At 41.4% G+C, this 25,122-nt stretch carries 22 protein-coding genes and 1 tRNA gene; 19 read left to right on the forward strand and 4 right to left on the reverse strand.

From position 1 onward, the window contains the following. Positions 1 to 152 precede the first annotated feature (152 nt). Both QYC40_RS18230 and QYC40_RS18235 read left to right on the forward strand, forming a co-directional pair. On the forward strand, positions 153 to 389 hold the full coding sequence (locus QYC40_RS18230; protein WP_301991671.1) for a hypothetical protein: 237 nt from the start codon (positions 153 to 155) through the stop codon (positions 387 to 389). Positions 390 to 428: 39 nt separating this feature from the next. Next, positions 429 to 2,156 (forward strand): hypothetical protein, encoded by a 1,728-nt coding sequence (locus QYC40_RS18235; RefSeq protein ID WP_301991672.1) that lies wholly within the window; start codon positions 429 to 431, stop codon positions 2,154 to 2,156. 168 nt (positions 2,157 to 2,324) lie between these two features. Here the strand turns inward: QYC40_RS18235 and QYC40_RS18240 are convergent, their stop codons facing one another. Further along, on the reverse strand, positions 2,325 to 3,887 hold the full coding sequence (locus tag QYC40_RS18240; RefSeq protein ID WP_301991673.1) for a calcineurin-like phosphoesterase C-terminal domain-containing protein: 1,563 nt from the start codon (positions 3,885 to 3,887) through the stop codon (positions 2,325 to 2,327). Positions 3,888 to 4,588: 701 nt separating this feature from the next. Between QYC40_RS18240 and QYC40_RS18245 the strand changes: the two genes are divergently transcribed. Together QYC40_RS18245 and QYC40_RS18250 are read left to right on the forward strand one after the other, a co-directional pair. Further along, positions 4,589 to 7,771 carry a carboxypeptidase regulatory-like domain-containing protein gene (locus tag QYC40_RS18245; RefSeq protein WP_301991674.1) on the forward strand — a complete coding sequence of 1,061 codons (3,183 nt, stop codon included), beginning with the start codon at positions 4,589 to 4,591 and terminating at the stop codon, positions 7,769 to 7,771. Between the two features lie 130 nt (positions 7,772 to 7,901). Next, complete coding sequence (locus tag QYC40_RS18250; RefSeq protein ID WP_301991675.1) at positions 7,902 to 9,083, forward strand: MFS transporter; 1,182 nt, start codon at positions 7,902 to 7,904, stop codon at positions 9,081 to 9,083. Here the strand turns inward: QYC40_RS18250 and QYC40_RS18255 are convergent, their stop codons facing one another. Continuing rightward, positions 9,084 to 10,025, reverse strand: a complete 942-nt coding sequence (locus tag QYC40_RS18255) for a glycoside hydrolase family 43 protein (RefSeq protein WP_301991676.1) — start codon at positions 10,023 to 10,025, stop codon at positions 9,084 to 9,086. A gap of 156 nt (positions 10,026 to 10,181) precedes the next feature. On the opposite strand from QYC40_RS18255, the gene QYC40_RS18260 reads away from it, so the two are divergent. The 12 genes from QYC40_RS18260 (at position 10,182) to QYC40_RS18315 (ending at position 22,001) form a co-directional block, all read left to right on the forward strand. Beyond that, positions 10,182 to 10,865 (forward strand): response regulator transcription factor, encoded by a 684-nt coding sequence (locus QYC40_RS18260; protein WP_301991677.1) that lies wholly within the window; start codon positions 10,182 to 10,184, stop codon positions 10,863 to 10,865. After that, a complete protein-coding gene (locus tag QYC40_RS18265; protein WP_301991678.1) occupies positions 10,862 to 12,241 on the forward strand; it encodes a HAMP domain-containing sensor histidine kinase in 1,380 nt (459 codons plus the stop codon). The genes QYC40_RS18260 and QYC40_RS18265 overlap by 4 nt, the downstream gene beginning before the upstream one ends. 90 nt (positions 12,242 to 12,331) lie before the next feature. Further along, positions 12,332 to 13,036, forward strand: coding sequence for an MgtC/SapB family protein (locus tag QYC40_RS18270; protein WP_301991679.1), 705 nt, complete (start codon positions 12,332 to 12,334; stop codon positions 13,034 to 13,036). 37 nt (positions 13,037 to 13,073) lie between these two features. After that, positions 13,074 to 15,770 (forward strand): magnesium-translocating P-type ATPase, encoded by a 2,697-nt coding sequence (mgtA, locus tag QYC40_RS18275; protein ID WP_301991680.1) that lies wholly within the window; start codon positions 13,074 to 13,076, stop codon positions 15,768 to 15,770. A gap of 123 nt (positions 15,771 to 15,893) precedes the next feature. Next, positions 15,894 to 16,907, forward strand: coding sequence for a tetratricopeptide repeat protein (locus QYC40_RS18280; RefSeq protein ID WP_301991681.1), 1,014 nt, complete (start codon positions 15,894 to 15,896; stop codon positions 16,905 to 16,907). Positions 16,908 to 16,911: 4 nt separating this feature from the next. After that, positions 16,912 to 17,820: a hypothetical protein gene (locus QYC40_RS18285; RefSeq protein WP_301991682.1), complete on the forward strand. Its 909-nt coding sequence runs from the start codon at positions 16,912 to 16,914 to the stop codon at positions 17,818 to 17,820. Between the two features lie 340 nt (positions 17,821 to 18,160). After that, a complete protein-coding gene (locus tag QYC40_RS18290; protein ID WP_301991683.1) occupies positions 18,161 to 18,340 on the forward strand; it encodes a type II toxin-antitoxin system HicA family toxin in 180 nt (59 codons plus the stop codon). 39 nt (positions 18,341 to 18,379) lie between these two features. Next, on the forward strand, positions 18,380 to 18,781 hold the full coding sequence (locus QYC40_RS18295; RefSeq protein ID WP_301991684.1) for a type II toxin-antitoxin system HicB family antitoxin: 402 nt from the start codon (positions 18,380 to 18,382) through the stop codon (positions 18,779 to 18,781). Positions 18,782 to 18,981: 200 nt separating this feature from the next. Then, positions 18,982 to 20,277 carry a site-specific integrase gene (locus QYC40_RS18300; RefSeq protein WP_301991685.1) on the forward strand — a complete coding sequence of 432 codons (1,296 nt, stop codon included), beginning with the start codon at positions 18,982 to 18,984 and terminating at the stop codon, positions 20,275 to 20,277. Positions 20,278 to 20,495: 218 nt separating this feature from the next. Further along, entirely contained in the window at positions 20,496 to 20,717 is a 222-nt protein-coding gene (locus QYC40_RS18305; protein ID WP_301991686.1) for a hypothetical protein, read from the forward strand. 137 nt (positions 20,718 to 20,854) lie between these two features. Then, entirely contained in the window at positions 20,855 to 21,070 is a 216-nt protein-coding gene (locus tag QYC40_RS18310) for a hypothetical protein (RefSeq protein WP_301991687.1), read from the forward strand. Continuing rightward, on the forward strand, positions 21,057 to 22,001 hold the full coding sequence (locus tag QYC40_RS18315) for an AAA family ATPase (RefSeq protein ID WP_301991688.1): 945 nt from the start codon (positions 21,057 to 21,059) through the stop codon (positions 21,999 to 22,001). The genes QYC40_RS18310 and QYC40_RS18315 overlap by 14 nt, the downstream gene beginning before the upstream one ends. A gap of 48 nt (positions 22,002 to 22,049) precedes the next feature. Here QYC40_RS18315 and QYC40_RS18320 read toward each other — a convergent pair whose 3' ends face one another. Then, on the reverse strand, positions 22,050 to 22,871 hold the full coding sequence (locus QYC40_RS18320; protein WP_301991689.1) for a hypothetical protein: 822 nt from the start codon (positions 22,869 to 22,871) through the stop codon (positions 22,050 to 22,052). A 532-nt stretch (positions 22,872 to 23,403) separates the two neighbouring features. Next, a tRNA-Arg gene (locus tag QYC40_RS18325) sits at positions 23,404 to 23,475 on the reverse strand. Between the two features lie 275 nt (positions 23,476 to 23,750). Here QYC40_RS18325 and QYC40_RS18330 point away from each other — a divergent pair. From QYC40_RS18330 to QYC40_RS18340, 3 genes are all read left to right on the forward strand, one after another. Then, on the forward strand, positions 23,751 to 24,383 hold the full coding sequence (locus QYC40_RS18330) for a peroxiredoxin (protein WP_293931308.1): 633 nt from the start codon (positions 23,751 to 23,753) through the stop codon (positions 24,381 to 24,383). 67 nt (positions 24,384 to 24,450) lie between these two features. Beyond that, complete coding sequence (locus QYC40_RS18335; RefSeq protein WP_301991690.1) at positions 24,451 to 24,765, forward strand: co-chaperone YbbN; 315 nt, start codon at positions 24,451 to 24,453, stop codon at positions 24,763 to 24,765. Beyond that, positions 24,746 to 25,003, forward strand: a complete 258-nt coding sequence (locus QYC40_RS18340; RefSeq protein ID WP_301991691.1) for a hypothetical protein — start codon at positions 24,746 to 24,748, stop codon at positions 25,001 to 25,003. The genes QYC40_RS18335 and QYC40_RS18340 overlap by 20 nt, the downstream gene beginning before the upstream one ends. Positions 25,004 to 25,122 lie beyond the last annotated feature (119 nt).

A 25,122-nucleotide genomic window follows, 5' to 3' on the forward strand; every position in this document is an offset into this window, starting at 1 on the left:
AATTTTATTTTCTACACGACTAAAAACATCAACCAAAACAAATTATATTATTTTATTACGAATCATTTCTAACCTAAATTTGTTCTTATCAAGCAGAGAGCAAAATTCTTAATTACCCGTACACCTTCAAACCTGTATTTGGTTATCGGGGAATGATTGACGCCCTATTCGCTTCAAATGTTTCGTCGAAGAATAAAATTAGACCAATGAATAAACAAAAAACACTTTATCTGAAACCTAGAGTCGACTGGATGTGCCTCGAGCTGGAAGCGGGAATTGCAGTGGGGTCTGCAATACTAAGTCCCGGAAATAGCGAAAAACCATTGGTTCCTGAAATGGAAGAATGGACAGACACCGGTTCACAGACCGATGATTTCGATGTGCTGTAAACCTTAAAATCATCAGCAAAACATTTAGACAAAAGCCAAATGAAAAACAAAAGATTACGTTTTACGCAGCATATTCCGCTCCTTGCGCTATGCATATTGGCACTATTCTTAGCAATTAGCTGTTCCAAAAGTGAAGACAGCAATACGGGGGACAAAACACCAAATGGGGAACATATATTAAAATTCAAGATTAGTGGTATCGAAGGGGATAACTCTGTTGCCAAATCTGCCATTGGCATGAAGGGTGACGTCGGTAGAAGGCATGGGATTCAGGCCGACGAAACCCTCGTGTCTGGGACCTTAGGCGATGCGCTGATCAGTCTCGAACAAAACATAAAGGCACCCATCAGCAGCAGCATTACGCCCAACAATGGCGACGCACAAGCCAAAGCCAGAGGAGCCAAAGCCGCGAGTATTCCGTTGGAAGACCAGGTTAAATATCGGGTCATCCTCTGCGATCAAAACGATAATGTGTTAGCGAACGTGGTCGGATCAACAGGAACCGACCCACTTATACCAGTCAATTTAGGGTGGACCTACAAATGGTACGCATACTCCACCAACGAGCGAGAATCAGTTCCCGATTTTGATGCGGACAGCAAACTGATCTCCAGAGCCGCACTCAGTAATAAAGACCTAATGGTTGCCTCCGGCAACATTAGCATCCAAGCCGGAGAGAACTTTCTGAATATCGTATTCAAGCGGAAAACGGCAAGAATCCAAGCCGTCGTCAACGTGCGAGGTATGTTCGCTACGCTTTCTACCGACACTAAAATCAGCATTCAAAACAACACCGTTCCCGGTACGGAAGTGATGACGATGGGCGATTACAATCCATTCAGCAACAGTTTTAGCAATATTGAGCCCGTAAATGCCGTGGTGACCAATGCTGAAATGAAAGTAGACAATATCGTGGAAGGAGAAGCAGTGAAAGTGGCCAGTTTTTACACATTAAATACAACTGCAATCAGTCCCGGAAATCTAACGTTCAATTTTACGCCGCTTAGCATCTTGCTGGACGATGGGCGGACCAGAACATTTAGTAGTTCCCCGGGACTATCTTTCACGCTTCCACAAGGGCTGACACCGAGCATCGGATCCAGCTATATCGCCACATTGCGCCTACTCGAATCGCCAATTAAAGTAAAGGGGATTATGTGGGCTAGAACAAACCTCATCTACAATCCACTGAAGTTGGATAAATATCGTTTAAAGTCCAACCCGGATGAGTCGAATATCACAACGATCGATCAGGATTTCTGGAACTGGAAGTCCGATGTACCTCGAGGTGAAGCAGGAACAACAGACGGTTGTGCGCTACTCTACCCGGAAGGAACCTGGAAAATGCCCGACTTAGCGACCTGGGAAACCCTTGGGCAACCCGATAAAAAAGAAGAGATAAACGGAATCTTCTACGGCGCTAATTACGGCGCAGTGTGGGAGAAAGACGCGGAATACAGCAGGAATGAAGCATACGACGACAATCGACTCTACATTTCCTACGGGGGCTACAGAACCGCCCCGGGCTTCTTCGCACCTTATGTGGATCAAAGCCCTATAGGATTTCTATATGGGGTAGTGGCAGGTGGCCAATGCCACTATTGGACCGCTACAGCCGTAAACGAAACAACAAGTAAGGCCGTAGTCGCCTCATTTTCTAGAGTATTGTGGGGAATATCCTGGGGAGGAATCACCTATGAAGATAGAGTCTCCGACGAAGGAAAGAATGTGCGCTGCATCCGAGCGATTAATAATCCGAACCGTTAATGCGAGGTGCAGATCCTGGCATGAGGTCAAGAAACTATATTATTATAGTAAATAACCATCTGCGATTATTAGTAGAATTGGTGTGGGCTAGCGAATAGCCCACCCAGTTCACTATGCTATGTTTCGTTGGCAGGTTGAAAACCTTCGAAACCTCCTTTAACAGTTCGCTTATTCAACGACCTCAATCTCTTTCGTTGCTGTATGTGTTCTTCCGAACATATCCACCGCTTCAATAACAAGACTATGTTTCCCGGCTTTTAATTTTGGTAAATCAAGCTTCCAAAGGTGTGCAGACTTTACCGCATCGCTTGGTCTTCTACCAGGTATCAACGTTGTTGCTCCATCGTAAGCCAACAAATCTTTTCTATAAGCGGGATCTTCTGTCTCGATTCTTTGCATTGTCTTCCACTCTTTATTATCGATACGATAGCGAACCTGATCATTTGCTGATCCTAGAAAGAAGTTTGCAAAAACAGAATAACGACCGGCATACTTCTGTTTAACAACTGAAGGACCAAAAAGAGCCATCGCATAATCATCCGCTTGATCGACCACCTTATAGTCAAACGTATACTTATTATCGTCAATCGCTAATATCGCATAGCCCTTTGGCGTACCATCACGCATCGTCGAGGCAGGAATACCCTTTGCATTCAAAATACCGGAATACCAATCGCCGGAGGTCGTTCCTACATTAAATTCATGATGCGGCTTCTCGCCTTTCCAACCATGCTGATCGGTATAGAAATTTTGCTGTTGATAATGAGTGTGTGCAGAGAGGGAAAGCGTATTCGCATAAGGTGCCAATAAATCAAACAAGCGCTGTCTATCCTCATTGCGGAAGGAAGCATTATTCTCTACATTCAAAGGAATATGGAAAGCCAAAACAATCAGTTTATCCTTAGGAACCTGCTTTAAGTTGTTCTCCACAAAGTCCAGTTGATCCGCACGTAAACCTCCCTGATAACCCTTACCCGTTTGAGGATGCGGATAGATGATGTTGTCTAACACAATGAAATGCGCATTACCTACGTTGAAAGCATAATTCGCCGGACCAAAAGCACGCTCGAAACCTTCATCCGCTAAAGAGTCCTGCTCCACATCGTAGTTCATATCGTGGTTACCCATAACATTGAACCAAGGCAAACCCATCTGCCCGATCGCCTCCTGATATCCAGGATGCAAGCTCAAATTATCGCCTACCAGGTCCCCTAAGCTGATACCAAATAAAGGGCCTTTTTTCTGATTGGCTTCTTTCACCACACCGTTTAAGAAGTAAGCCAGCTCATCCTCGTTATAGGCCTGCGGATCGCCGAATACAAAAGCTGAAAAAGACTTCGACTCCTCCTGTTGCTTCAAGCCAAAATCAATCGACTTCGGAAGCGGACCTGTTGGTGCAACTCCCGCATATTTTAACTCCGGCGAACCCTGTGGCTTATGGATATAGTAAAACTTCGGTAAGTTGTTCTGATCCAAAGGCAAGGCATAACCCGATGGCTTAATCACGAAAATAATGTTGTCGTTCTGTACCGGAAGCTCGTATTTCCCGTTCTTGTCGGTTAAAACCACTTCGCGACCATTACTCACGCTGACACCCGGCAACCCGGCCTCTTTTTTGTCCTGCCGACCATTGCCATTAACGTCTACATAAACTGTCCCCTTAGCAAAATCCTGTCCCACGGCCGTCCCACATAAAAGACAAGCCAACAAGGACCAATATAGTTTTTTCATTTTTCTTGGTTGTTGATAGGCCAAAACTAGCCTTCTAGGTTTAACAAGGGATTAAGGGAATGTTAAATTCTCTTTGCGAAAAGCAAAGAGAATTTAACATTAGTAGTTAGTAGTTAGTATTTAGTAGTTAGACCTATGGCGGGTTACTAGGCTTTAAATAGTGGATTTTAGATATAAGACACTTGAAATTAGAGCATTGTCTGCTTGTCTAATATGTAATTCCGCCATAGGTCTTTATGTCCGTCCCTGAAATAGGTTGACCACAAAATGGAGGTACTAAATGCAAACAAATTTGCGGTTAATCAGGAAGTCACGGGTTTATTCTGATGATTTAAAACTGGATAAGATCTTCCGCCATAGGTCTTTATACTAACTACTAACTACTAACTACTATCAACTAACTACTAAATACTAAATACTATCTAAGAGCCTCATCCCCTCTACATAATTACGAGCACTTAAAGCCCTTTCAAACCCAATACAAACCCAATACATAACCCAATCAAAGCCGCTCCGAAAGGGCTTTGATTAGGTTATGTATTGGGAGTGCATTGTTTCTGGTTTGGGTGTAACTCGAGGCTATCTTCTCGAATAGCCGTTTGAAACATCTTTTTAACACAAGCATAATAGGTTGTTTTTATGTAGGCAATTTTGAGTTAACATTGCGATTATAGTTTTGGGGACTATATTAAACTTAGAACATGGACAAATCCTTTAACCTCAAATTTCTACTCTTTATCCCCTTATTAGCGTTAAGCCTTTTTTCACAGGCTTTTGCTCAAGGAACGCAAGCCTCCATCACCGGTGCTGTGCGTGACGAGTCCGGCAATCCGGCAAGCAATACAACCATCCGTGTTCGTAATGAGTCTACGGGTTTCACAACCACCACGGTTACGAACGAGCGTGGTAATTTTGACATCAAGCAGCTTCCCTTGGGTGGTCCATACCATGTACAGGCCAACCACATGGAAAAAGGTGTGGGATCGGCATCTGGCATTATGCTTAACCAGGGCGATGTTGCCCGTGTTAATTTGCTGTTGATTTCTTCCAGCACCTCCCTGGATGCAGTGGAAGTAACAGCATCTGCGTTGAAAAACTCAAAAGACTACTTCGGTGCTGCAACGGCATTCTCCTCCAAAGATATTAAATCGCTGCCGGTCAATGGGCGTAATTTTACGACCTTAACCGACCTTTCTCCCTTGTCTACCGGCGGTTCCCTTTCGGGTCAGCTTGGCTCATCCACCAACTTTACCATTGACGGTATGAACGCTAAGAACCCTACTTCTGCAGGTTCTACAACGGCAAGAAGTGGCGCTCCTTACTCCATCTCTATGGAGGCCGTGCGTGAGTTCAAAGTCGTAACCAATCAATATGATGTTACATTTGGACGTAGCGGTGGCGGTACGATCTCTGCTGTTACAAAATCAGGTACCAATACGCTTTCCGGATCCGCATTTTTATTTGGGCGCGCCGACTGGTTGACCAGCAAGAATGATATTCGCGGAAACAAACGCATGGGCAGCTATTCGACTTATCAGTACGGTTTCTCTCTGGGAGGGCCGATCATTAAAGATAAATTGCACTTTTTCGTCGTTTGGGATAGACAGCAAGACAATCGCTCCTTGTTGATCGCCGATATCGGATCTCCAGCTGATGAGGTCCTGTACCGCATCAACAAAACAACTTTAGACAACTTCGTCAGCATTGCACAAAATAAATACGGTGTATCGAAGCAGGCACAATACGGTTCCATCAATAAGCGCCGTACCTCAGATGCTGCATTCCTCCGCTTAGATTACCAAATCAACGAAAAGAATTTATTGACGATCCGCAACAACCTAACCTACGACTATAATCCATTAGGATTGGCGGACAACACGAATATCACCTTGTTAGAGTCTTATGGCAATGACAAGAATTTTGACAACAGCTTTCTAGCAACTCTTCGTACCTCGATTTCTCCTCGCGTAACGAATGAGGTGAAAGTTCAACATCTTTATGTTTACCAAAACTCGACACAGGGCGACCAAATTGGCAAGAATTATATCCCTCGCGCAATTGTAGAGAATGTAACTTCCAATATTGATGGTAAAGATTTGGCAACCAATCTTCAAATTGGTGGTCATCGTTTTGCGCAGGAGAGCTTTAAAAACAATGTTTTGCAGTTGACCAACAATTTGTATTGGGATACTGATTTCGCAAAATACACCTTCGGATTGGATGTTATGGCAACAAATTCCAAATCAATCTACGGTTCGGAAGTGAATGGTCGTTTCCACTTTACCAACGATAAAAATGCCGTTCCTCCGATCAACGCTTTACAGAATTTTGAAAACTTAAAACCCTACCGTTACTACCGTGAGGTTCCCCTGAAAGATGATATCGCTGTTCGCGGCACCATTATGAACTTCGGACTATACGGGCAGTTAAGAAAGAATATTGCGGCGGGTTTGGAGATGACGGCAGGTCTACGCATGGACTATGCGGCTTATCCGAAGGCGACTTTCAATCAATTGGTTTATGATGAGTTGAAGTTGCGCACGGACAACCGATTAAGTTCCTTTATCCTTCAGCCGAGGTTGCAGTTTACCTGGGATATCAATGAGAACCAGACAGACTTCTTGCGCGTAGGCGGGGGTATCTTCGCTTCGGATATCAACAACTATATGATCATCAACAACCTGACCTTCGATGGTTCTAATTTAGCGACTGTCGATGTACGCGGTGCGCAAGTACCAACGCCAGATTTTGAAGCCTACCGCAAAGATCCGAACAGCATTCCTTCATTGAAGGAACATCAGTTGCCTACGATCAACTTTACGGGCGAGGATGCGAAGGTTCCGACGGTTTACAAAGCCAATCTATCCTATACAAAGCTGATTACCGACCGTTTAAAAGTGGGAATTACAGGATTTATGACTTTAGGCAGAAACAATTATACCTATATCGAGCGCAACTTAGTAAGCGAGCCATTCTTCCGTTTAGCCAATGAGGCGAATCGCGGCGTATTCGTTCCGGCGGAGAAGATTCCGGGCAATGGACAGGCGGACTGGAAAGATGGCCGCGTGTCGAACAAGCTTGGACGTGCACTTGAATTAACCAGCTTAGGAAAAGTTAATCACTATGCGGTCGTGCTCGATGCAACCTATCAGTACTTTAAAGATGGAGCGATCAACGCTAGTTACACGTGGAACGATACGAAGGACAATACCTCTTTCAATGGAAACGTAGCGAATACGGCAACCTTGGTGCAACCTGTTGTTGATGATCCACGGAACCTAAGTTCTATTACCTATTCCGACAATCAATTCCGCCACAAATTAGTGGTATACGGTACGGCACCGACTTTCTATGGTTTCCAATTCGGATTCCGCTTCAGTGGGGTAGCAGGATCACGTTATACCCTTCGTGCGGGTGGTAACATCAATGGCGACTTTGTGTCATCAGACAATGACCTTGCCTTTATCTTCGACCCCAATGGCGCCAATACTCCTGAAGGGATCAAGAAAGGCATACAGGGAATTTTGGACAACCCCGATGCAGCACAAAGCATGAAAGACCTACTGACGAAATACTCCGGTCGTATGTCTGAACGGAATGCGGGTATCAACGATTTCTTCGGAACGGTCGATTTACGCCTTGCGAAAAATGTACGTTTCTATAAGACACACAGCATAGAGCTCTCTATGGATGTATTCAACTTCATGAATATGCTGAATAAGGAATGGGGTGTAAACCACGCCTTAGGAAATCAAGCTTTATACAAAGTTGACGGATTTGATCAAGCAAAAAAACAATATAACTATTCGGTAAACAGTGTCGGAGCGAAAGGCTTCTCTGGAAATCCATTCCAAGCGCAGTTTGGTGTAAGATATTCTTTTTAACCAAGCGCTGAATCAACCTTCTTATAAGAGCATCCCCGGGGGTGCTCTTCTTTGTTTTGGTGTCTTTTTTACACTAAGCAGGGAATTGCTAATATTTTTTATTCTACCTTTGTCGCAAATTTTAATAAAAATGACAAGCTTATCACCTAGCAGTCAACTGATAACCACTTCTGAAAAAAGTAGAATCCGTCTTGCTGTTGCTTTATTTTATTTTGGTCAGGGTTTGGGGTTTGCCTCTTGGGCAAGTCGTATTCCGACGATCAAAACAGCATTGGGCCTTTCGGAAGCACAGCTAGGGACTATCCTTTTGATGCTACCTATTGGTCAATTGATCACGATGCCCTTATCAGCAGCTATGGTCAATCGCTTTGGAAGTAAATTAGTGCTTCCCATTGTTGCGATTATCTATGCCTTGATTCTTATTCCGATTGCTTTATCGCCGAATGCCTGGTACTTGGGAGCTTCTCTATTCTTATACGGGGTGGCGGGCAACCTATGTAATATCTCGGTAAATACGCAGGGGGTACTGGCGGAGGATATGTATGGCAAGTCGATTATGTCGTCTTTCCATGGGGCTTGGAGTCTGGCGGGATTTACGGGGGCTTTAATTGGCCTTTTGATGACGAACATTGGGTTTAATACCCTCAGCCACTTCCTAGTTATCGTGGCGCTATTGATTGTCAATATCTTATGGAACCGTCCGTTCTTGCTAGCGGAGCAAAATAAAACAGAGACAGGCGAGCGGAAGACAAAATACAAACCCGACGCAGTGATTATACAGTTGGGAATCATCGCCTTTCTTTCTATGGCTACCGAGGGCGCCATGTTCGATTGGAGTGGTGTTTATTTCCACGATGTCGTGAAAGCACCGGAGGAATTGGTTATTTTGGGCTATGCCTCCTTTATGATCATGATGGCTACGGGTCGCTTTATCGGTGACTTTGTCGTTGGACGCTTTGGCAGACAGCGTACCTTACAGATATCGGGGATCCTGATGTTTGTTGGGATGTTGGCCTCTGTGATATTCCCTAATCTATGGATCGGTACCTTGGCGTTTATGCTGGTCGGTCTTGGCGTTGCCTGTAACGTCCCTACGGTTTACTCTGTTGCCGGCAAACATAAGAGTATCCCGGCAGGAGTCGCTTTAGCGATGGTTTCTAGTATTTCTTTTCTGGGTTTCCTGATGGGCCCACCGCTGATCGGTTATATCGCTGAGCTATTTAGCCTACGCTATTCATTCGCTCTGTTCTCGATATTCGGCCTTCTGATGTTCGTGATGACAAGCCGACTGAAAATCTTCAAAAACCAATAATCAGGGTTTCACCTCCTTTAGTTTGGCCAGTTCCTTTTTCGATATTTTTAATACAGTGCCATGCCGAATACCCTTCGGCATGCTTAGTTTATCGGAAACATCCTTCCAGTTCTTTAGGTCTGAAGACTGTATCATCCCAAACTTCTTGTCTACATATTTATCAAAGTAAATCGACCAGACGCCATTATCGTAAGATACGGTCGGTCCTTCTGCCCAATAATCGCCAGTAATGGGTTCGCTGGCTTCGCCATAAGGTCCCTCAAGCTCATCGGCAAAAGCTAGTTTCAAATTCTTTTCTGCGGGCTCTCTGGTTTCGTCTTTCAGCAGCATCATCCATTTGTCCTTGTAAGGCAGAATCGTCGCATCTATGGAATTGAAACCCGGATCATAGAGCAGTTGTGTCTCTGTAAAGGTTTTAAAGTTAGATGTCGTGGTATAATACATCCGGTGATTATAGGCGTTGTCGGCATCAATCTGTGTTTCCGGGAAAGCACTGGTAATCGTAGTCGCCCAATAGATCATGTACAGGTTGTTTTTCGCATCGTAGGTTATTTCCGGCGCCCAGGTATTGCGCGCCTGTTCCTCATGCTCCATAACGGGAATATAAGTCTGTTCAGACCAATGTATTAAATCGTCCGAATGGGCATAACCTATCCCCTTTTGTGTCCAGCTAACCGTCCATACCATATGAAACTTGCCATCCCCACCGCGAATAATACAAGGGTCGCGCATCAATTTATCGGGGCTCAATTTAGGGGTTAGAAAAGACTGGTCGTTCTTTAAGGCGGTCCATTCAAATCCGTCTTCGCTATAAGCCAGGTGCAGACCATCTTCTCCATTTCCTTTAAAATAGGAAAAGAGAAAAGCCGAGTCCTGAGTTTGCGATTTTAGGTTCGCGGCAAACAAAGCTAAACAGGTTATGCAAAGGAGTTTAAGTTTCATGATGGGCGGTTTTAGAGGTTGATACACAAATATATCGAAAAGCTTGATTGTTTCCACCTAGATTGTCTTTTATCTGTCTTATATCCTAATCATTACAAGATTTAAGCGCCGTTGGGGGAAAATATTTGTAATTTTACAATTCACAAATATCCTAAAATGAAAATATTGGTTATTGAAGATGATCTACGGGTTGCAGAACTCATAGAGCGAGGGCTCAGCGAGCAGGGTTTTTCAGTAACGCTCGCTTACGACGGGTTGTCGGGCAAGAAATTGGCTTTCCAGGTTCCCTTCGACCTCATCATTACCGATATCATCCTTCCGAAAATGGACGGCCTCGATCTTTCCAAACAGATTCGCGAGCGGCTGCCGGAGGTGCCTATCATTATGCTTACCGCTTTAGGGACGACCGACGACAAGGTTGAAGGTTTTGATGCTGGTGCGGATGACTATTTGGTAAAGCCTTTTGAAATGCGGGAGTTGATTGTTCGCATCCGTGTTTTACTCAAGCGGAAGAGCAATCCATCGCAGGTGACAGGCTTTGTGATTCAGTATGCGGATATTGTAATGAACCTGCACAGCAAGATTGTGAAGCGCAATCAGCAGGAGATAAACCTGACGCCAAAAGAGTTCAACCTGCTGGCTTTCTTCTTGCAGAACCCCGAGCGCGTAATCTCCAGGACAGAAATTGCCGAAAAGGTTTGGGATACACATTTTGATACGGGCACCAACTTTATCGACGTCTATATCAATTATCTGCGCAAGAAGATCGACAAGAATTTCGATAAGAAGCTGATCCATACCAAATCGGGCATGGGCTTTATTCTAAAAGAGGAGCAATGACAGCAAGAACTCGGATTACGCTGCTCTTTACTGGAATTACTGCAGCCATACTGTTGCTGTTCTCGGCGGTAATCTATTTTTCTGCCAAGGAGAATCGGGAGCAAGAATTCTATTCGCTTTTAAATAAAGAAGCAATCACGAAAGCCAACCTCTTCTTCAACGCCCATGTAGACAAGAAAACCCTTCAAGATATCTATCATAACAATCGGCAAATCCTCAATGAAGTGGAAGTCGCCATTTACGACAGCAGCTTCAACCTGCTCTACCACGACGCGGTGGACATTGATTTTGTGAAGGAAACAAAGACAATGATCGAGCAGATTAATCAAGAGGGCGAGATCCGTTTCTACCAAGAGGGCTGGCAAGTATTGGGGATCAAGCATGTGTTTGAGGGCAAGCCCTATATAATCGTTGCTGCAGCTTATGATGAATATGGCTATAAGAAGCTGACGAACCTGCTGAACGATAGCCTACTCATTCTATTCCTGTCAATCGCTTTTTTATTCTTCACGGGAAGATTTTTCTCCAAGAAGGTCTTTGACCCGCTGAAGAAGATGTCGGTGCAGGCGAAGCAGATCTCTGCCAACAAACTTAACCTACGCTTACCGACTTCCGGGAGCAAAGATGAACTGGATGAGCTTTCGTCGACCTTCAACGCGATGTTAAATCGACTAGAAAATTCCTTCGATGCACAAAAGCATTTTGTTTCCAATATTGCCCATGAACTTCGGACGCCTCTGGCGGCCATCATCGCAGAGCTGGAACTTGCCGAACAGCCGGGAAAAACTAATGCGGAATATCAGAAAGCCATATCGGATGCCCTCGCGGACGCCCGAAAGCTGGCTCGCCTTTCGAATAGTTTATTGGATCTGGCCAAGGCAAGTTATGATCCCTCAGAAATCACCTTTAAATCGGTGCGCTTGGATGAAGTTCTCTTAGATGCAATAGGTCTTGTACAGCGCGTAGACCGCGATTACCGTGTGGAATTCCACTTTGAGCAGGAATTTGAGGACGATCAAGAGATTTCTATACAGGGCAACGAATACCTGCTAAAGGTTGCTTTTGTCAATCTGATTGAAAATGCCTGCAAATTTTCGGCAGACCATAAAGCAACGGTAGGTCTTCAATTCGATTCGGAGAAAATCAGCTTGGTTTTCACTGATTCCGGAATCGGCATTCAGGATGCAGACCTCCCTCATATCTTTAGTCCATTTTATCGCGGTGCCAATGATCGTTTTACGCCGGGGCATGGCATTGGCTTATCACTTACGCAAAAGATTGTGCATCTGCATAGCGGCGATATTTCGGTAACATCCCGACAGGGCAAAGGCAGCAGTTTCAGCATCCGTTTTTTTCGCAGCATCCCTTCCTTCTAATCATATTCTAATATTTTTCTATCTGCTCTCTAACCGGACTTGCGGGGGGCTATAGTGACCTTTGTACATCGCAAATTTAGCTGTGTATAGATGGAACTATTGACTTTTACAACGAGAATAATGCTGAGCTTACTGTTCGGTATAGGCATCGGAATGGAGCGGCAATGGCGACAACGGAGCGCCGGTCTTCGCACCAATACTTTGGTGTCGCTGGGGGCTACGGTCTTTGTGCTGCTATCCATCCATATCGGGGGGAATGCTGTGGGTCGTATCGCCTCCTATATCGTGAGCGGGATTGGCTTTTTGGGTGCCGGAGTGATTATGAAAGACGGGCAGAGCATACAGGGCCTCAATACGGCTGCAACGATTTGGTGCTCGGCAGCAGTAGGTTCTCTATGTGGTCTGGGTCTATTTCCGGAGGCTGCCATCGTCACCATCGCCATCGTTTGCACGCATTTGATGCTCCGACCTATTGGTCTGGCCTTAGGACGTCTTAACTTCCCTTCTTCCATCGATGAACATGTAGACTACGTCTTGACGCTAAGCTGTAACCCCAGTATAGAAAATCAAATGCGCGTCCTGTTGATTCAGCTGCTCAACAATGAGAACAATCTCCTATTGAAGTCCTTAAGCAGTGACGACAGTGCAGACAAGAAACAGGTATTTATTCGGGCGGTAATCAAAACGATCGAGCGCCAAGATTCGCTGGTCGAGCGCGTCGTGAGCCGCCTGACGATCGAGGAACAAGTGTATAGAGCAAGCTGGGAGATTAGCAGCCTGCAAACGGAGCTATAAGCAATACAAACTGAATAATGATTTAAGGAGGAATTTAATGTTAAAGAGAAGAAAAACAGATCTCCGTTCGGTAGTCCACTCGAATGGAATGAATATAGGAACCATGACGAAGATGCAGCATGCGGCAAGTCAAGATACGAAGTTTGTCTATGCGATGCTGGAAACAAGCGAGGAGGGCATCACGAATTTCATGGCTACAGAGCGCCTCGCCAAGTTTGGGCACAACGAGGTGCAGCACGAGAAAGCCCCGAAATGGTATTTCCAGCTCCTCGTTGCTTTTGCAAATCCGTTTATCTATATCCTTTTGGCGATCGCAGCCTTCTCTTTCATCCTGGATGTGTGGCTTGCGCCTGCAAATGATAAGGATTTTAAAACCGTAATCGTCGTGTCTGTGATGGTACTGGTGAGCGGATTGCTCCGCTTCATTCAAGAGTACCGCAGCAATGCTGCTGCAGAGAAACTGAAGGGGATGGTGAAGACTTCGGCAACCGTGCTTCGCAAGTTTGTCGGAAAGAAAGAAATTCCCCTGGAGGCTTTGGTGCCTGGGGATATTATATACCTCTCCGCAGGAGATATGATCCCTGCCGACTGTCGGATATTATACAGCAAGGATTTATTTGTTAGCGAGAGCATGCTGACAGGCGAAGCATTGCCGGTGGAGAAATCGTATCTACCGATACGGAATGCGGAGGAGCTGCAGCCAATCGCGCTGAACAATATTTGCTTTATGGGTACTAATGTGATCAGTGGGTCAGCGACAGCCGCTATTTTGGCGACCGGAAGCTATACCTACTTCGGAAGTATCAGTCGCTCTATCGTGACGGATCGCCCTGAGACCAGCTTTGATAAGGGTATCAACAAGGTTAGTTTCTTGCTGATCCGCTATATGTTGGTGATGGTACCCCTGATCTTCCTGATCAACGGATTGATGAAGGGCGACTGGGCGGAGACCCTACTTTTTGCAATCGCGGTTGCGGTGGGGTTGACCCCCGAGATGCTGCCGATGATCGTGACGGCCAACCTGGCGAAAGGTGCCGTGAATATGAGCAAGCATAAGGTCATCGTCAAGAGGTTGAACTCCATACAAAATATCGGTGCCATGGATATCTTGTGTACCGATAAGACCGGCACCCTCACTATTGATAAAATCGTGCTTGAAAAACATCTGAACGTCTTTGGATTTGAGGACGATGAGGTATTGAAATGGGCTTATCTGAACAGCTTCCACCAAACAGGCTTAAAGAATCTGATGGATAAGGCAGTGCTGGATCATGCGGAACTGCATGATTACCTGAAAGTGGAAGAACAGTATATCAAGGTTGATGAAATTCCTTTTGATTTTCAACGCCGTCGAATGTCGGTTATTCTTAAGAAAAGCGATGGGAAGCATCTTTTGATCTGCAAGGGTGCGGTGGAGGAAATGCTGGAGCTATGCAGCAGTGCCTTTGAGCCTGGCGAAGACACGAGCATACATATGGAAAGCGATATGATCGTTGGGATGGATGAGAACATGCGCAAAACGGTGTTAAAGACCAGCCAAAAGATGAATAGTGAAGGTCTGCGTGTCTTACTTGTGGCGATTCGCGAATTTGACGGCAATCACCCGCTAGACTATTCGGTTGCAGATGAACAAGGGCTAACATTGACCGGCTTTATCGGTTTTCTGGATCCGGCTAAACCATCAGCAAAACCGGCGATTGAGGCCTTGCAGAAGCTTGGTGTGGGGATAAAGGTATTAACAGGGGATAATGAGACTGTAGCGACGAAGATCTGCCAGGATGTTGGAATTCCATACTTATCGCGCATTAGCGGCTCTGAGTTGGAGGACATGTCGGATGAGGAACTGCTAGACCGTGTGGACGAGGTTTCGGTATTTGCGAAGTTAAGTCCTTTGCAGAAAGTCCGGGTCGTGGATGCTCTACGGAGCAAAGGGCATACCGTCGGCTTTATGGGCGATGGCATCAATGATGCGGCAGCAATTAAGACTGCCGATGTGGGCATCAGTGTGGATACGGCGGTAGACATTACGAAAGAAAGCGCGGATATTATTTTATTGGAGAAAGACCTGCTTGTCCTACGCAAAGGCGTACTTTATGGTCGTAGAACCTTCGGAAATATCATCAAGTATATCAAGATGACGGCGAGCAGCAACTTCGGCAATATGTTCAGCATGATCGGCGCCAGCGCCTTTCTTCCTTTTCTGCCGATGCTGCCTATACATCTGCTGATCCAGAATCTGCTGTACGATGTATCGCAGATCTCAATCCCCTGGGACCGCATGGATAAGGAGTTTCTGGAAACGCCGAAGAAATGGGATGCCAGCAGTGTGTCGAAGTTTATGCTCTATGTAGGTCCAATCAGTTCGATATTCGACTTTGCAACCTTTGCGGTGCTGTTCTTTGTATTCAAAGCGAACAGTCCAGAGCATCAAACGCTCTTTCAAAGCGGTTGGTTTGTCGAGGGCTTACTGTCGCAGACGCTGATCATCCATATGATTCGTACGCGTAAGATTCCGTTCTTTCAGAGTTGGGCTGCCAAGCCGGTTGTCGCTTTGACCAGTCTAATTATGCTGATCGGTATCTTGCTTCCTTTTTCGCCATTCGCAGAGTCCTTGAAGCTACAGGCTTTGCCCCTAGCCTACTTCCCTTGGTTAATCGGAATTCTGACAGCCTATTGCCTGCTGACGCAAGCTGTTAAGGTTTGGTTTATAAGGAAATTCGATGATTGGTTGTAGCGTCTTTGTGATGTTGGATTGATAAAAATATTTAATCAAAGGTTTTGTTTATATTTCGGGTATGAGTTTTGATATAGCTTAGCGATAGCTTAACTGAACACTAATTAACCTGACAGCATAAAAATGAAATGGTTGCTCGTATTTTTTGCCTTCATCGGCAGTTTACATCTGCATGCTCAAGATAAAGATAAGCTGTTTGCTACTGCAGACAGCCTTTCTAATTTAGGGGAGTATGAAAAATCTGTAGTCTTATTCGAGCAGCTTTGCAAAGCGGAGCCTAATAACGCGACTTATCTATCCTATGCAGGGATTGCCTATTTTCGGATGGAGAACTTTGAAAAAGCAAAAGAGAAGTTCCGCTTAGCAGTGCTGTACTCCGAGGATAATGAAACCCATCTGTCTAATTTAGCAGCGGCCTACAGCAATCTCGACGAAAACCAGAAGGCTTATGAATATGCCGTAAAGGCGATGCAGGTGAAACCGACCAGCTTGACGGTGTATAACGCCATGGCCAATGCCAACAATATCCATAAATATGAGGAAAGCTTTCGGATCCATAAGCAATACATTGACTTCGCAACTGAGAATAAATTCAATCTGGTGTTGGGCTTAGCGCATTATCATGGTCGTGAATTTGAGAAGGCAGCTTCATATTTTGAAACCTTTTTGAACCAATATGGTTCGGAGGACGAACTGATGAAGCAGCGGGAAAATGCGCAGTCCTACATGTTCAATAGCTACATCGCCCAGTTGATGAATCAGATTGTCTTTCAAAAAGGCGATGCGGAATCCCTGGAAGCGCGACTTCGGGCGCTACGAAATGAAGAATACAGTGATAATTTATCGCAACGCTACGAAATGCGCATCATCCTCTTAATGATGCTTGCGCAGCTGTTGGAAAGCAAGGAGCGTGTTTTTGCCAAGGAATTGCTCTTGAGCCGTAAACCAGAACGCATAAGTGTTTCTATGCAGGAGCTGGATGAGAAGCTGAACGAAACCAATGAGCAGTTAAAGCTGGTTTTTAATGAGGTCATTAAAAAGGAAAACCCGACTGCAGAAGATTACAGACAGTTTCTGGCCAGCTCGAAGATGATGGACCTATTTTTTGAAAAGTTAATTTCTGGTAATATCTTGTAAACCAATGGAAAGAGAATCAATAGACAACACACGCAATAATAACTGGCTTTGGATCGTGTTAGGTTTTGTCGCCCTTGCCGGCATAGGCTACTGGTATTACGCGTCGCAGCAAAATGGGACGGGAAGACCTGGACAGCCTGAGCAAGTCGACACGACGAAGAAAACGCCGGTAGCACCCATTGCAATTAAGCATGAGGTTCGCATTGTGCCGGAATCTTCCGGGGAAGAGGGCATCTATTTTGAGCGCTATAAAGTTATTGAACGAGGAGCAATCGGATATGAAGAGTCGACGGGAAAAGAGATCGCTCAGGCATTCGGGACGGTGATCTACCGTGATGCCGAACGAAGCAATGCCCAAGAAACATGGGGCTATCTCGTGGAACCGAAAACAGGACAGGCTTATCCAATAGCCTATCGTTTTAAGGAAAAGGAATTAATCCCCTCCTACCAGTTCGATGACTATAAGAAGAATTTCTCTTTGCCGCCCTTTGATAACCTCGGTGTCAGCTATAAACAATTGATCCTGCAGAACAACCGCTATAACGGCAATGACTATACGATTACGCAAAACGCTGAACGCGCGAAATCGACCTATAGCACAGGAGACTTCGATGGCGATGGTATTACCGATGTGGCCGTCGTTTTGGATAATAATGAGAAACAGTTCAGCCGTCTCTTGATCCTTAGTTTCAATGAAAAGACCGATTTACCCTATGTCGCCTATTCTGAGAACTATTCGGACAAGATGCGAATCAACGGATTTAAGAAAGGTGCAAAGATTTACATGTCGGAGATCGCCAATGGATTCAGTCCAGCGCCTTCCGATGGGCTTATCCTGCGTGGGGAAGATGTTAAGCTGGCCTTGGTGTATGATGCGACATTGCAGAAGTTCAAGAGCTATTATCAGGAGTAGCTTTTCAGCGGTATTGAAGTACCGAGTACTTGATCAAGATATACTAACCTTCAACGGAAGTACAGGTTAATGAAAAAGGCAACTTATCAGGTTGCCTTTTTCTATTATAATTTCTTGTTTGCTTTGCTGGCAATAAGCTTAGCTAGAGATATTAGATAGGAGCAGATTTTTGGAAGAAGGTTTAAGGATGGGGAGATTTTGGGGGAAACATCCGCTTCCGATTGCTAAATCATTTGCTTTTAAATAAGTAGTATTATTACTACCTTTATATTGTTGGTTTGTAAATGACAGGAACACTTCGTTATAGAGATATGATACATCTAGTTAAATTATCATTTCCGTGAAATCCAGTGAGTTTCACAGGATTTTACGCAAGAATGGTTGGATTCATATTCGGACCAATGGATCTCATTATATCTATGAAAAACACGGTAGAATAGTATCCATTCCCTATCATGGAAGTAAAGAAATAGGCGAAGGCCTTCGAAAAAAAATGATAAAGGATCTTGGTTTGAAATAAAAACCTGTAGAAATAAATAGAAAAGGAAAAATAGATTAAATGAAAACCTTGAAAATTATTATTGAGCGCAGTGCTGACATGTTCAGTGCTTATGCCGAGAATGCAGCGGGTATTTACGGAGGGGGTGATACTGTCGAAGAGGCCAAGAATTCTATTCTTAATAGCATTCAAATTATTAAACAAGAATTTGATTCCAAAAATATTCCCAAGATCTTAAAATCTGATTATCAGATTTCCTTTCATTTTGATGTAGAAAGTTTGTTAAACTATTACAAAGGGATTTTCACTAACTCCGCGTTGGAAAGAATCACCGGTATCAATCAGCGGCAGTTACAGCATTATTCCGCCGGATTGAAAAAGCCTCGCGCATCACAGTTGAAGCGAATTGAAGATGGATTACATAAGTTAGCGAATGATTTATTGTCTGTGCAATTACGGTAGTCGAGGAAATAGAAAGGAGACCAGCGATTTAGGGTGTCTCAAATTTAGTAGCCCCGAGCAGAATCGAACCTTTGCAAAAAGAAAACTAAAATGCACAAAAACTTATGTGATAATGAACTTAATACAAAACATTTGAACTAACTTTAAAAAAATAGAACAAATATAAACAAACAGATTCCGAGTGCAAAAGTGAGTGCAATATGAATAATCTAAAAGATGTAAATGTATCGTTCAATTTAAGGACACCAAAAGACAAAACAAAGAATTCCGCAGTTAAATGTATAATTCGTTGGAATAAAAATACACTTACCTTATATAGTGTAGCTAAAATTCATCCTAATCATTTTGATATTAAAAAACATAGAGCTAAAAACAGTGGTAAATCAAAAGAGTGGGATTCTACCATGTTCAATGAAAGATTAGATGATATTGAAGGGAAAATAAAATCTTTGTTTAGAAAGTATGTTACAGATAACGGAGAATATCCTTCTTTTGACACATTTAAAGAAATTATAGAACATAATCTTTCAAATAAAAAGAAAGTTAAATCGGATAGCGTTCTAGACTATTTCAAAGACTTTATTGAATCATCTAAAACAAGATTTAATGATAAAACTAAAAAGTTATTAACGCCGGCCATTATTAAATCATACAAGAGAACAAACTTCATATTAAAAGAATTTACGACCTTCCGCAACAAGAGAGATTTAAAATTCAATGAAATCAACCTAACTTTTTATGATGCATTATCGACATATATGCAAAATGAATTAAACTTTTCTATCAATACTATTGGAACACATTACAGAAACCTAAAGACGGTATTAAACTACGCAACAGAAGAAGGAATAAATACAAATCTAGAGTACAAAAAGAAAACCTTCAAAGCTCACAAAGTTGATGTTGATAATATTTACCTTGACGTTGAGGAACTTAAAAAAATTGAAGAATTAAATTTAAAAGAGAGTCCTAGATTAGAGAATGCTAGAGATTTGTTTTTAATAGGATGTTGGACTGGATTAAGGTTTTCTGATTTCAGCAAATTAGACAATTCAAACTTTTCACAAGATAATAAGTACATAACCATAACTGCCCAAAAGACTCAAAAGTCTGTTGTGATACCAGTTCTTCCTGTTCTTAAAAAGATAATGGATAAATATAAAAACCACACAAATAATAGCCTCCCGAAATCTATATCAAATCAAAAACTAAATGAATATATTAAAGAGGTAGGAAAAAAAGCTGAATTAAATGAAATAATTACTCAACATACTATAAAAGGTGGGAAACAATACATAAACAAAACGCACAAATATAATTTAATTACCACCCACACAGCCCGAAGAAGTTTTGCCACAAATATGTATATTAAAGGAATTCCAACTATAACAATAATGCAGATTACTGGTCATTCAACCGAAAGCTCCTTTTTAAAATATATAAAATTAAAACCAAAAAATCACGCAGATTTAATACTAGAAAGCTTTCAGCAATGAAAATTGGAGCCGATTTGTCATAAAAAAGTCATAAAAACGATACAAAAACAAAATGCGCTTGTTTTTAAGGAAAATTTTACATAAAAAATTTGGGAAACGGTATAATCGTATCCTATATTAGCAACATATTAGAAAGGCAACAACAATCAAACAAATTTAAATCAAATAAAATTAAAAATCAAGCCCTTTCTGATATTTTTTAAAAAAAATAAAAATATATGGAAAGAACAAAGTTAAACTCAGTTGAAAAAACTGACACTAGACTACTATTGTCTAGAAAGGAAACAGCTAATCTATTAGGAATCTCACTTCCTACATTAGACAGCTATACTCGAAAAGGAATTATCAAAGCTCGAGTATTAGGAAACATAATACGCTATGAGTATTATGAAGTTATGAACTCTTTAAAACCTTTGAGAGATGAGAGAACAGCTTCATAATAACAATCAGCTGTATTACTTCCTTCAAGCAAGTAAACACCTTCAATACATTTCACTTACTAATTGCTTATTGATTTGTAAAAAGCTAAATGTAGAATTAAGCACTTTCATTATGCTACTGCAAACAAGGAGGTTAAATGAATAATGACTTTTTAGAATTATTTATCGAAGCCCCAGAGCTAGGCAAATTCTTATTTTCTTGCAAACCTATACATAAGTATTCAGAAGAAGAAATAATCGATTTAAGCCGAAGCCTACGAGTAAATAAGGGAGAATTAGAGTATAGAATACAATCAAGACATTTAAATAGACAATCAATACAGACAGGAGAAAATAATTATGAAAAATTTTAATACATACACAGCAAACGAATGGATTAAAGAGGCTTCAAGCAAACCAATACCCAAAATGTTATTTAGCGAATTTTGGTTTGAGAATGAGCTATCAATTTTATTTGCAGACACAAATTTGGGAAAATCAATTTTAGCGGTACAAATTGCAGATAGCATTAGTAAAGGCAAAGCAATTGAAGGGTTTAAACTTGAAGCTGAAAAACAAAAAGTACTTTACTTTGACTTCGAATTATCTAGCAAACAATTTGAAGCAAGATATGCAGATAATTATAAGAATCATTATTCATTCGATGATAATTTTTTGCGAAGTGAATTAGACTATGAATCACCACATTTTGACAATAAAAAAATTCTAGACTGTATTTCAAAGGAAGTAGAAATGCACAAGACTAAAATTGTTATTCTTGACAACCTGACCTTTATCTTAGAAGATGTTGAAAAAGGGAGTTTAGCACTAGATTTTATTAAAAAACTTAAGCAATTAAAAACAGACTTAGATTTGTCGATTCTTGTCTTAGCACATACGCCAAAAAGGGATTTTGTAAAGCCAATATCAAACAATGATTTACAGGGTAGTAAGATGCTTATGAACTTTGTAGACAGTTGTTTTGCAATAGGAAAAAGTTTCTTAGAGTATAATGTAAAATATATTAAGCAAATTAAACAACGTAATTGTGAACATATATACAATGAATCTAACATTTGTTTATGCACTATCACAAAAGGCGCCAAAAACAATTTTTTACAGTTTGAATTTAACAAATACGGAAATGAACACGACCATGTAAACAACCCTAAAGCAGATTATCTAGAGGATTTGGAATTAACTTATCGACTACATCAGCAAGGAAAGAAAAACACAGAAATTGCAAAATTATTAGGGGTATCTGAAGGAGCAATCCGAAAACGAATTAGGAAACTCGAAACATAACCCTATTAAAGAATCGTACCAATTTCATAAAGGATTTTGGTACGATTTCTATTTATTAAGTAATAATTTGATGTTGTATTCTATCCCTTTCTCACATTTGCAAACATTATCATCATTATAAATTGTTATAATACAATCCTTAAAATTAACGACTTTATTATTAAAAGAGATTGAATAAACAATTGCTTTTTCAATAGAATATGAGCGTATTGAATAATTCTCAACAAATCCGTCTAAATTATATTCTTCGGTTATACCGTCCTCCGTTAATTTGTGAGACATAAGTAAATCCGCCTTACCAAAATAGGACTTAAAGTCTTTAAGATTATAGATTTCACAATCGTTTATGGCTCTAAATTCATTGCTTTGGAAAACATGTCCGATTTTATTTACCCCAAACTCTTGTTTAACAATTAACTTAAAAGGGTGCCAAATAATATAGAAAATTAGCAAAATAAAGACGATATTTACATTCAAATTGGATTTATAACGTATTGCTAAAGTAATAAAAGTACGCAGTAAGAAAGTAATTAAAAAAGCCAAGAGAAACAATGCACCAGGCAAACCAAAATGAAGGACAAAACGTGTAGACAATCCAAACAACACTGATACAATAAAATATTTCCTTTCAAAATCTTCACTCTCATCTAAACGGATTATTTTTAAAGTATAAATAGTGCTATCAACTACAACTTTGAATAATATCTTAAATAAAAGCCATAGTAAAATAATTACCCAACTAGTTGAAAAGAACCAAATAAAAGAATCATTATAAAACTTATCGAAGAATCCTAATACCACTATAAGTAGAATTAGTGTTTTTATGGTAGAGTCGTACTTGGATAATAATTGTAGTATTAAGTTTTTCATTTCGGAATTAATTTATCTATATCACATCAACTTTTAAAATTATACAGAAAAATACGGCTCTGAAAATGAATTAACGCTTTTATAATTAATATTAAAATATTTCGAGGTCATTGTGTTAAACTTCCGATACAGTATAAAATGCTGAAAACATATTAAAAAAACAGAACTTAATTGGCTTATAAAACAAATACTTTTTAATTTTCTCAATGAATGTCCTCAGAAATAGGACAATATACTCCATTTTAGCAAAGGTCATATTACGGGGGAATTTTCCTATAAACCCCACTCCCCGCCTACATTAGGTTTGTTTTTTTTTATCATCTAAATATACGGAAGGGATTGTATTAAGCAACCATTTCATCGTAAATCTTTAAATCCGGTCTATGAGCAAACATTAATTTTTCTGATGGGATACTCGCACCCAAATATGTTACAATGTTTGTGAAGTAAAAATATAGGTGCAAAAGCGATAACAACAACAAACAAACCTTTCGCAATCGGTTTATTATTAATGGTTTAATATTAAAAGTTGTAGCCCCGAGCAGAATCGAACTGCTATCAAATGTTTAGGAAACATCTATTCTATCCGTTGAACTACGGGGCCGGAAAACAAAACTACTATTTTAAAGAACTTGTGCAAACAATAATTTAAAAGTCTGCGCTATTCTGCCTGCACCTATAACTCTTCAGTAAAACCCATTTCACAGAGCGTCACTAAATCTTGCCTCCTCATTATCAGCAGATCCCGTTTTGTGGTATAAATCACATTTATAAGTAACCCTGCCTTATATAGACAAAACCAATAGTAGATAAAGAATATCAATAAAAAGAAGGCTTAAATTTATGTATCTTTGTAGCACAAAAGAAAAGAATAATATTATGAGTTTTACAGGTAAAAATTTCCCGAACATTACAGTTGATGCGATTGATTATTTAGGTGACAACTTCACTTTAAATTTATTTGAGAAAGCACAGAAAGAAAACAAGAAAGTTTTGTTATTCTGGTATCCAAAAGACTTTACATTCGTTTGTCCTACGGAGTTACACGCTTTCCAAGAGCTTGCTGCAGAATTCGAAAAAAGAAATACCATTTTAGTAGGCGCTTCGTGCGACTCTGCTGAGGTTCACTTTGCTTGGTTAAACACTGCAAAAGATAACGGTGGTATCGAAGGAGTTGAATATCCATTGATCGCTGACACTAACCGCAACTTATCAAGCGTGTTAGGTATCTTAGAGATGAAAGAAGTTGAGCACCCAGAGTACGGTACATTGGTAGAAGGTTCTGCAGTATCATACCGCGCGACTTACTTAATCGACGAGACTGGTAAAGTGTTCCACGAATCAGTAAACGATATGCCATTAGGCCGTAACGTTAAAGAATATATCCGTTTGATCGATGCTTACACTCACGTACAAAAACATGGTGAGGTTTGTCCGGCAAACTGGGAAGAAGGTAAAGAGGCTATGAGCGCAACACGCGACGGAGTAGCGTCTTACCTATCAAATAACTAATAAACGCTTATACAAGAGGAGGCGTTCAGTCTCCTCTTTTGTTTTCAACAACTAAAATAGAAGCATTATGTTACAAGAACTAACAGAAGATAATTTACAGGCGATCATCGACAGCAATGAAACGGTGATGGTTCAATTTGCAGCCTCATGGTGTGGAAACTGCCGTATCATGAAGCCTAAATTTAAAAAACTATCTGGCGAGAACGAGCAAGTAACTTTCATCATTGCCGACGCGGAGAAATTCCCAGAGTCTAGAAAGCTTGCGAACGTTAATAATTTACCTACTTTCGCTGCTTTCAAGAACGGCAAATTGGTGAATCAAGTACAAACAAATAAAATCGACGGATTAACAGACTTATTAAATGAAGTTACCAGTAATTAAACACCTTACAGAATTTATTGCCGAGAACGATGTTGACTTCGTCTTAGAAACTATCGAGACCCTGGAGGCATTAACAGAGGCTCCTTCCTTAAAGGATGAGGAGCTTGATGTAATCGGCGAATTGATTTCCAATATGTACGGTGCGGTTGAAGTGAACAAGTTGGTACAAGAGGGAATGCCACAAAAAGAGGCCTTGAACACCTTCATGAAACGTGTATTAGGGTCTATCGACAAATAAACTCCTGTAGGCTCAATGCCTGCACTATTATATTTATTATTCTTTTCCACAGAAACCTTGTGTATAACTTGGTTTTTGTGGAAAAGTTTTTTTAAAGGGGTCTGCCCGATTACATCTAT

It is taken from the genome of Sphingobacterium sp. BN32 (assembly GCF_030503615.1).
Classification (GTDB): Bacteria; Bacteroidota; Bacteroidia; order Sphingobacteriales; family Sphingobacteriaceae; genus Sphingobacterium.

Excerpts from the sequence above, each read along its gene's own strand:
- QYC40_RS18250 (WP_301991675.1), top strand. The coding sequence starts at position 7,902 with ATGACAAGCTTATCACCTAGCAGTCAACTGATAACCACTTCTGAAAAA.
- QYC40_RS18330 (WP_293931308.1), top strand. The coding sequence starts at position 23,751 with ATGAGTTTTACAGGTAAAAATTTCCCGAACATTACAGTTGATGCGATT.
- QYC40_RS18315 (WP_301991688.1), top strand. The coding sequence starts at position 21,057 with ATGAAAAATTTTAATACATACACAGCAAACGAATGGATTAAAGAGGCT.
- QYC40_RS18295 (WP_301991684.1), top strand. The coding sequence starts at position 18,380 with ATGAAAACCTTGAAAATTATTATTGAGCGCAGTGCTGACATGTTCAGT.
- QYC40_RS18230 (WP_301991671.1), top strand. The coding sequence starts at position 153 with ATGATTGACGCCCTATTCGCTTCAAATGTTTCGTCGAAGAATAAAATT.
- QYC40_RS18300 (WP_301991685.1), top strand. The coding sequence starts at position 18,982 with ATGAATAATCTAAAAGATGTAAATGTATCGTTCAATTTAAGGACACCA.
- QYC40_RS18310 (WP_301991687.1), top strand. The coding sequence starts at position 20,855 with ATGAATAATGACTTTTTAGAATTATTTATCGAAGCCCCAGAGCTAGGC.
- QYC40_RS18255 (WP_301991676.1), bottom strand. The coding sequence starts at position 10,025 with ATGAAACTTAAACTCCTTTGCATAACCTGTTTAGCTTTGTTTGCCGCG.
- mgtA (WP_301991680.1), top strand. The coding sequence starts at position 13,074 with ATGTTAAAGAGAAGAAAAACAGATCTCCGTTCGGTAGTCCACTCGAAT.
- QYC40_RS18320 (WP_301991689.1), bottom strand. The coding sequence starts at position 22,871 with ATGAAAAACTTAATACTACAATTATTATCCAAGTACGACTCTACCATA.
- QYC40_RS18340 (WP_301991691.1), top strand. The coding sequence starts at position 24,746 with ATGAAGTTACCAGTAATTAAACACCTTACAGAATTTATTGCCGAGAAC.
- QYC40_RS18305 (WP_301991686.1), top strand. The coding sequence starts at position 20,496 with ATGGAAAGAACAAAGTTAAACTCAGTTGAAAAAACTGACACTAGACTA.
- QYC40_RS18285 (WP_301991682.1), top strand. The coding sequence starts at position 16,912 with ATGGAAAGAGAATCAATAGACAACACACGCAATAATAACTGGCTTTGG.
- QYC40_RS18335 (WP_301991690.1), top strand. The coding sequence starts at position 24,451 with ATGTTACAAGAACTAACAGAAGATAATTTACAGGCGATCATCGACAGC.
- QYC40_RS18235 (WP_301991672.1), top strand. The coding sequence starts at position 429 with ATGAAAAACAAAAGATTACGTTTTACGCAGCATATTCCGCTCCTTGCG.
- QYC40_RS18265 (WP_301991678.1), top strand. The coding sequence starts at position 10,862 with ATGACAGCAAGAACTCGGATTACGCTGCTCTTTACTGGAATTACTGCA.
- QYC40_RS18245 (WP_301991674.1), top strand. The coding sequence starts at position 4,589 with ATGGACAAATCCTTTAACCTCAAATTTCTACTCTTTATCCCCTTATTA.
- QYC40_RS18280 (WP_301991681.1), top strand. The coding sequence starts at position 15,894 with ATGAAATGGTTGCTCGTATTTTTTGCCTTCATCGGCAGTTTACATCTG.
- QYC40_RS18270 (WP_301991679.1), top strand. The coding sequence starts at position 12,332 with ATGGAACTATTGACTTTTACAACGAGAATAATGCTGAGCTTACTGTTC.
- QYC40_RS18240 (WP_301991673.1), bottom strand. The coding sequence starts at position 3,887 with ATGAAAAAACTATATTGGTCCTTGTTGGCTTGTCTTTTATGTGGGACG.
- QYC40_RS18260 (WP_301991677.1), top strand. The coding sequence starts at position 10,182 with ATGAAAATATTGGTTATTGAAGATGATCTACGGGTTGCAGAACTCATA.